At 50.4% G+C, this 7,850-nt stretch carries 6 protein-coding genes; 1 reads left to right on the plus strand and 5 read right to left on the minus strand.

Annotated features, from left to right (window positions below):
* Window positions 1-18: 18 nt before the first annotated feature.
* The 4 genes from trmL to F3H12_RS01330 all read right to left on the minus strand — a co-directional run bounded on the left by trmL (window position 19) and on the right by F3H12_RS01330 (window position 3,651).
* On the minus strand, window positions 19-510 hold the full coding sequence (gene trmL, locus F3H12_RS01315) for a tRNA (uridine(34)/cytosine(34)/5-carboxymethylaminomethyluridine(34)-2'-O)-methyltransferase TrmL (RefSeq protein ID WP_149677532.1): 492 nt from the start codon (window positions 508-510) through the stop codon (window positions 19-21).
* A 52-nt stretch (window positions 511-562) separates the two neighbouring features.
* Window positions 563-1,027: a chemotaxis protein CheX gene (locus tag F3H12_RS01320; protein ID WP_149677533.1), complete on the minus strand. Its 465-nt coding sequence runs from the start codon at window positions 1,025-1,027 to the stop codon at window positions 563-565.
* A 108-nt stretch (window positions 1,028-1,135) separates the two neighbouring features.
* Window positions 1,136-2,296: a DUF362 domain-containing protein gene (locus F3H12_RS01325; RefSeq protein ID WP_149677534.1), complete on the minus strand. Its 1,161-nt coding sequence runs from the start codon at window positions 2,294-2,296 to the stop codon at window positions 1,136-1,138.
* A gap of 35 nt (window positions 2,297-2,331) precedes the next feature.
* The gene (locus F3H12_RS01330) at window positions 2,332-3,651 is read right to left on the minus strand and encodes a putative glycoside hydrolase (RefSeq protein WP_149677535.1); all 1,320 of its coding nucleotides are present in this window, start codon (window positions 3,649-3,651) and stop codon (window positions 2,332-2,334) included.
* 281 nt (window positions 3,652-3,932) lie between these two features.
* Here F3H12_RS01330 and F3H12_RS01335 point away from each other — a divergent pair, with 281 nt between their 5' ends.
* Complete coding sequence (locus F3H12_RS01335; RefSeq protein ID WP_149677536.1) at window positions 3,933-5,810, plus strand: glycoside hydrolase family 3 protein; 1,878 nt, start codon at window positions 3,933-3,935, stop codon at window positions 5,808-5,810.
* A gap of 45 nt (window positions 5,811-5,855) precedes the next feature.
* Here the strand turns inward: F3H12_RS01335 and pyk are convergent, their stop codons facing one another.
* Window positions 5,856-7,640, minus strand: coding sequence for a pyruvate kinase (pyk, locus tag F3H12_RS01340; protein WP_149677537.1), 1,785 nt, complete (start codon window positions 7,638-7,640; stop codon window positions 5,856-5,858).
* Window positions 7,641-7,850 lie beyond the last annotated feature (210 nt).

Below are 7,850 nucleotides of genomic sequence, written 5' to 3' on the forward strand. Positions count from 1 at the left end.
TGCAATGCTTTGCTCCATTCATTCCGGCCGATTCAGTTGTCCGTGTCTTTGCAGGCCGGGAAACCCCATCTGCCGAAGCGCTTCATACAGGACAATGGCCACCGAGTTGGACAGATTGAGGGAGCGAATGCCTTCCCGCATGGGTATCCTGATGCACCGCTCGTAGTTCTCTCGGAGCAGATCCTCGGGAAGGCCTTGGGTTTCCTTCCCGAACATGATGAAGCAGTCCGCAGGATATTGAACCTGGTCATAGGTTTTTGATGCCTTTGTGGACGAGTAGAAAATGGGTTTCCCCTGGTGCTTGCCGAAGAATTCATCCAAACTGTTGTAATAATACAGTCTCACCTTATCCCAATAATCCAGTCCGGCACGTTTCAGATACTTGTCCTCTATGGAAAAACCCAGCGGGCCAATGAGGTGAAGCGCGGCCCCGGTCGCCGCGCATGAACGGGCTATGTTTCCGGTATTCTGAGGTATTTCAGGTTCATGAAGAACAATATTTACTGCCACAGCGCATTACCTCGATTGGTGCCGTTTGCAGAAAAAGATGGCCAGGCCATCTTCACTCTTCCAACGATACATTGATTTCAATGGATTTCTCGCCTTCCAGCATCAGCGGAACACAGATGGTCCGCATATGGGCCGGTGTAATCACCATATTCTGCCCGACAAGAAGGGATGGCGGCGTGATCTCTATGCCTATTCCCCGGCTGGCCAGAATGGTCGCAGTATTCCCCATAATCATATTCCCAAGCTCGGAGATAGCGCTTTTTGAAATCTCATCCAGTTCAGCAAGAGCAACCCCGCCCATCATGGCGGATGCCACCATCAGCGCTGTGCTGGTGCTCAGGGATATGACCACCTGTCCCCGAATTCTTCCGGTCAAACCTACGATAACAGCAATATCATCGCTCTGAAACGGCACTTTTTTCAAATATACTTTTCCTAACGCGGGCTTGTTCCCGGTCATCATCGTCAGGACCGACTGGCTTGCCTCAATAAACGGATTGATGTATTCGACATTCATCTGGCCTACTCCTATGAAGGTTTGATCATGACAGCAGATTTTTATAGTACACTGGCATGCATAAAAACACATATTGATTCTACCAGAACCTGCTCGCAAATGGAAGCCCTAGCCTTCTCCGCCTGATGTCCGCCGATATTCCAGAATCCTTCTGGCAATGTTCTTCCTTATGCGCACGGCCTTTTCCGGACAGAATTCATGGCAACAGAAACAGCTGATGCATTTACTGTAATCAATGATCATTTTCTTGTCATCGCCCTTACGGATGGTTTTGGGAGGACAAACCTCCGCGCATTTTCCACAGGAGATGCACTTTTCATGCCGGATTTCCGGCTTGGGTCTGAATATTTTCTCAACGGCCGAAAGGAGCCTTCCACTCAGGCGCATACCTGAAGGGGATACAAGGGCAGGTACATCAAAATCCTCGCACCGTACGGTTGCAATATCCACACCCTCGAATATGACCTGTTCAGGCTGGATAAGCTTCCTTTCCTCCGCCCGCTTCAACACGGGCACCTGCCGGTAATCCACGTTTATCAGGCTCAAAGCGGCCAGATCAGCCGCAAATCCGTTTTTCGAACCGATCAGTACGCCCAGGTACTTGGGGACACCTGAGCTCGGACCCTCACCCTCCATGCCGATGATGCTGTCAATAATATTGATCTGCGGCCTGGTAGCCAGGTAAATATCTATCAGGCAGTCCGCAAACTTGTCATACTGGTCCAGCCTCAGGTGGTAATCGGCCTTTTCCAGGCCGGGTATGGCGCCGAACATGTTCTTGACAGCACCTGTGTACACCATCAGGCGATGGGTTTTGAGTTTGGCCACGTTAATGATCAGGTCCGCATCCCGAAGAGGTTTCAGGATCTTCAGCGATTTGACAATCAACGCGTCCGGATTGTCAATCCTCTCAACCCTCAAATCGAAATTCAGTTGGGCACCGGTCTCGTCGGCGGCCTCTTCCATTCCCGTCGCGGTATAGATACGCTTCAGGGATGAGACGTTATAGGGACCGCCCGGGCTCTCCACAATGCTGACCAGACCGCCCGCCTTCTGCACCAGCCCGGCGATGGCCTGGACCACGGCAGGGTGCGTGGTAGCCGCATCATCGGGCTTTTTCGGCATGAGCAGATTCGGTTTTATGGCCACGCGCATACCGGGCTTGACAATGGACCCAATGCCGCCCATACCCTCAAATATTTTTTCAAGCGCGCTGGTAACCCGGTCTATACGATAGTTTTCACACAACTCAATAAAGACCCTGTCCATGGATTCACCTTCATTTTCTGTTTGCAGCGGCCGTCTCACGGGTTTTTTTCAAAAGCATCCTCCACATACTTGTTGGAGCTGTTCCAGAAGATCCATTCCCGGTATCCGGCATCGTAAACCGCCTTGATCTGCTGCTTGTATTCCTCAACACCGTACTCCTGGTAATACCCCTGCGGCAGGTAGCTTGCCGTAAAGCCTTGGATATAAGGTCTTACATCAGCCCGGTAATAATCATATTCCGAGATTTTGGACCTGATTTTTACCAGGGCATTATAGACCACGTCATAGGGCTTCAGGTCCGGATGGGTAAAGAGAATACCGTTGATTTTCTGTCCAACACCGTTACCCATGGTACCCTTTGAATTGTTGGCATAATGGGATGGATAAATCATCGGGCTGATATAGTCCACATTCAGGCCGACCAGCTCCAGCACCTGACCGATGGCCTCACCGTCGGGACCGCTCTCGCCGATGATCCCAAAGACATCAGCCGAAACGGGGACATTGGCCACTTCCTTGATCTCCTTTGAGGCCTTGTACAGGAAATTGGCAATGATCTCAGCCTTCGGAGGCATGTCCGGTCTGTAGGCAAAGGCCGATGCCTTTCCTGTGGGGAAACGCACGTAATCAAACTGGATTTCGTCAAAGCCAAGCTGGACAGCCTCTTTTGCAATATCGATGTTCAATTGCTGCACCTCGGGTACGGACGGGTCGGTCCAAGCACCATTCTTGTTGCCGTTCTCAAGCCACAACGAACCCTTGGGAGTTTTGATCCCCCATTCCGGTCTGGCTTGGGCCAGCTTGTTGTCGCGGAAGCAGACAATTCTTCCTATGACATAAATGCCGTTGTCATGACATTTCTTCAGAATCTCGACCGGATCATACTTGTTGGTGTAAAGCCCAAGCTCCTTCACCAGGGGAACGTTTGACGGATAATTGACCACACCGTCTTCCTTGATATCGATCACCAGGGCATTCAGCTCGGTTTTGTTCACTAAATCGATGAAATAATCAATCTTTAATCCGGCCGAATTACCGGTCAGGTATAAAGCCCGGACCTCAATGGGAGCCTTGGCGGCCTTCCCCTCAAGGACCGAAACATTCGGATTCGGGCTTACCGGTGTCGGTGCGGGTGTTTCGCTGGGCTCCGGTGTGGGGGTTGGTGTGGGAGTGGATGTGGGTGCAGGTTCAGGTGTTTCTGTAGCCTCCGGTGTTGAAGCGGAAGGTTCCGCGGGCGTGGCTTCAGGCAGCGGGCTTTCCGACGCGCCGTTTTGAGCAGGCACTTCGCCGGACCCGCATGAAACTGCCGTTATCGCGAACAACAGGATACAGAAAACAACCAGAATCTTTTTCATACATCAAACCTCTTCGTTCACAAAAAATAGGGTATGATGGGACCAAAAGCGCAGGCATCCAAAATGATGCAAAATCCGGCCCTGCATAACCCTTTTCAATCATCGTCACCGAGTGACTACGGATATAAACAATTTACCAAAAGTATCCCATAAAGACAAGCTACATTTATTGACATTCAGGCGCTTTCCGAATTTTGGTTCTCTGACACAGTATGTCGCTTGAATAATAATAGTTCAGGTGGTATATTTATCCTATTATCCATGAATAGGAGTGAACCAACGTGCGGAAGAGATTAATGGCTATTCTTTCCTGTCTGATGCTGATCTCTTTATTGGCGGGATGCGGTCAGGAAAACCCGCAGACACCTAACAGCCAGCCCCCTGAACCCAATGTTTCCGCCGTTCCTGGGGAGCCATCCCAGCCCCAGACTGTGTTAAAACACAGTGCTGATGCTACCCCTGAGGAAATCGTGGCATCCATGACCCTGGAGCAGAAGGCGGCACAGATGCTCCAGCCGGCCATATATCGAGCCACTCCGGCAGCAATGAGGAAGTACGGTTATGGCTCCATCTTATCCCAATATCAGACCATGGACATGACGGCAGCCGGATGGAAAAGAACCGTTCGCTCCTATCAGGAAGCGGCACTGGTGTCACCAGGCGGCATTCCGTTCATCTACGGAACGGACGCGGTGCATGGTGTCAATTTTTGTCTCGACTCAGTCATATTCCCTCATAATATCGGAATCGGCGCAGCCAACGATGAAGAATTGACCTATAAGATGGGGCTCATTGTTGCCGATGAGCTGAAGCATACCGGGATGCTCTGGAACTTTGCTCCCTGTGTGGCAGTAGCCACCGAACCCCGCTGGGGAAGAACCTACGAGAGTTATTCCTCGAAGCCGGAACTGGTATCCCAATTGGGCGTTGCCTATGCCAGGGGATTGATTGACGGCGGTATCCTTCCCTGTGCCAAGCATTTCTTTGCCGACGGCAACATCGGTTATGGCACGGGTGAGGGTGACTTTCTTGTGGACAGAGGGGATGCTTCTCTTACCCAATCGGAAATCGATGCACTGCTGGCCGTTTATAAAAAACTCATCGATTCAGGCGTCAAAACCATCATGATCTCCCACAGCAGCGTCAACGGCGTGAAAATGCATGAGAACGCCTATTACATAAACGATGTACTGAAGGGTGAAATGGGCTTCGACGGTTTTGTGGTCAGCGACTGGGCTTCCATTCATAACATCTCGGTGCAAGGCCTTAAAAATCAGGTCATTACAGCCATCAACTCGGGCATTGACATGCTCATGGAGCCCGATGCCTATTCGGAATGCTATAAATACATCATTGAAGCAGTGAACGAAGGCCTCATCAGTCAGGAACGCATCGACGATGCGGTAACCCGGATCATCCGCGTCAAGATGGAGCTTGGCCTGTTCGACGACCCGATGCAGGAAAGACTTGAGACCACCTATCCCGCCGCAGGCTCGGACGAAGCCCGGGACATAGCCCGCCAGCTGGTTGAAAAAAGCCTTGTGCTGCTCAAGAATGACAACAGTATCCTCCCCCTGAAACCCGGAAGCAAGATCTTTGTCATCGGTCCTGCCATGAACGATACCGGTGTCCAATGCGGCGGCTGGACCATTGAGTGGCTGGGTGGCACAGACAGCGAAAAGGGCACCAAATATGTACATAATGCCACCACCATCCTTGAAGGCCTTCAGCAAATTGCAAATAAATACAATCTCACCATTATAACCGACCAGGCTCAAGCTTCCGAAGCCGATCTGACCATCCTTTGCGTAGGTGAGAAGCCCTATGCCGAGTGGTTTGGCGATACGGCGGATCTGAGCCTCACCGGATCCCTTGGCCTAACGGGCAACAAGGAAGCCATCGATCTGGCCAAATCCCTTGGCAAGCCGACAGTTACGCTGATTGTTGCCGGTCGCAACCTGATCATCGAAGAATATTTCGATGACTGGGATGCGGTGGTCATGTGCTATCTCCCGGGAAGCGAGGCCGATGGCGTTGCAAATGTTCTGACCGGTAAGGTGCCTTTCACCGGGACCCTGCCCATGCCATGGTACAAGTCCGTGGAGGATATCGGAACCGGGAATAGCAGGTTTGACGTGGGTTATGGCTTGAAATACTGATACACTATGAAAAAGACAGGGGAAGTTTTATCCCCTGTCTTTTTGCTATTCTCCGCTATTCTGTGTCCTGATACTGTCTATCTGGCTTCTTCCCGCATACACGATACCGGTTGTGGCATCAAGGGTAACGACAGTGCCATCCTTCAGTAAATCCGTGGCATTTTTTACGCCGCATACAACCGGAATGTCGAGGCTTAGTCCTACGGTTGCCGCATGGGACGAAAGATCGCCCCTTTCCGTAATGATGCCTTTCGCCTTTTTCAGAATGCTCATCAGATTATTGGAAGTCTCGGGAATGACCAGGATATCGTCGGCATTAAAGTTTTTTAGTGCTTCCTCTTCGGTTTTGCATACACAAAGCATCCCTGTGACGGCTCGCCTGTTGATTCCCAGGCCGCGCACCAGGATATTTCCTATAACATCCACCTTCATCAGATTGGTCATGCCCGGAATGCCTATGGGGAAACCCCCGGTCAGGACTACAAGATCACCGTTCTTCACAAGGCCTGTTTCAACGGCCTTTTCAACGGCATGTTCGAACAGCAGATCCGTATTGGGTTTTTCCTCGATCAGCACGGGTATAACGCCCCACGACATGGCCAACTGACGATAGACCTTATCCACGGGAGTTGCCCCTATGATCGGGCACGAGGGACGGTATTTCGAAATCATCCGCGCGGTGCTTCCTGTTTTGGTGATGGTAATGATTGCAGCGGCATTGAGGTCATGGGCGGTTGTACAGGTGGCATGGCTGATGGCATTGGGTATATTGGTGGTGGATTCCTCCAACTGCATCTGCCTGAAACGCTTTTTGTAGTTAATCGCCGATTCGGTACTCTCAGCAATCCTTGCCATGGTGACGACACTTTCTATGGGAAACTTGCCGATGGAAGTCTCTCCTGACAGCATGATGGCGCTGGTACCGTCGTATATCGCGTTTGCCACATCGCTGATTTCGGCACGTGTCGGCCTGGGTTTTGATATCATCGAATCCAGCATCTGTGTTGCGGTGATGGATTTCTTGCCATAGAGCATGGCCTTTTTTATAAGCATCTTTTGAATTCTCGGCAGCTCATTGAAGTCGATCTCCACACCCATATCGCCACGGGCGACCATCACACCGTCACTGACGCTCAGGATTTCATCTATGTTTTCCACGCCTTCGCCATTCTCTATCTTTGCGATAATATGTATGTCATTTCCTCCGTGCTCATCAAGCAATGTCCTGATAGCATTGACATCATCGGCCCTCCGGACGAATGATGCGGCGATATAGTCAAAATCCTGTTCTATGGCAAACAGGATATCCCTTTTGTCCTCTTCGCTCAAATAGGGCATGTTCAGGCGGACACCCGGTACGTTGACGCTTTTCTTGTCCCCCACAACACCATCGTTCATGACTTTGCATACGATCTGACAATCATCTGTTTCAAGCACCTTCAGCTCTATCAGTCCGTCATCCAGAAGGATTCTGTCATCTTTCCTGACAGACTTCGGCAGTTCCCGGTAAGTGATAGAAACTCTCTCCTTATTGCCGGTACACGGTTCAGTGGTCAGGATAAACCGGTCATTCGTCCTGAGCTCAATTTTCCCATGCTCAAAACAGCCGAGCCTGATTTCGGGCCCTTTTGTATCCAGCATGAGCGCTATGGGCTTGTTGATGTCCTTTCGTACCTTTTTCAGGGTATTGATGAGCTTCAGATGATAATCATGATTGCCATGGGAAAAATTCAGCCTTGCCACATCCATGCCTTTCAGGGCAAGTTCCCTCATCACTTCCTCGGATTCAACAGCGGGTCCCAATGTACAGATAATTTTTGTCTTTCTCATACATGTTTCCTTTCCATATCGTATAGTGGTATATGCGATAATCGGACTGCAAAGCCTGTCAACTTATTGTAGCAAATCCAGACGGCCAGAGATATTATTAAATTGTACAATATTGGTAAGCGTCAAACGCTGGCAGACAGCACTAAGATCTATCAGGCTTCTTACCGCCTAACCATTTATCAAAAGCATTGGAGATTTCAATCCTAAATT

The organism is Thermoclostridium caenicola, from assembly GCF_900142095.1.
In the GTDB taxonomy this organism is placed as follows: domain Bacteria; phylum Bacillota; class Clostridia; order DSM-8532; family DSM-8532; genus Thermoclostridium_A; species Thermoclostridium_A caenicola.

What these genes read in the sequence shown, in the direction of transcription:
- F3H12_RS01320 (WP_149677533.1), bottom strand. Translation starts at nt 1,027, where the DNA reads ATGAATGTCGAATACATCAATCCGTTTATTGAGGCAAGCCAGTCGGTC.
- F3H12_RS01325 (WP_149677534.1), bottom strand. Translation starts at nt 2,296, where the DNA reads ATGGACAGGGTCTTTATTGAGTTGTGTGAAAACTATCGTATAGACCGG.
- F3H12_RS01330 (WP_149677535.1), bottom strand. Translation starts at nt 3,651, where the DNA reads ATGAAAAAGATTCTGGTTGTTTTCTGTATCCTGTTGTTCGCGATAACG.
- pyk (WP_149677537.1), bottom strand. Translation starts at nt 7,640, where the DNA reads ATGAGAAAGACAAAAATTATCTGTACATTGGGACCCGCTGTTGAATCC.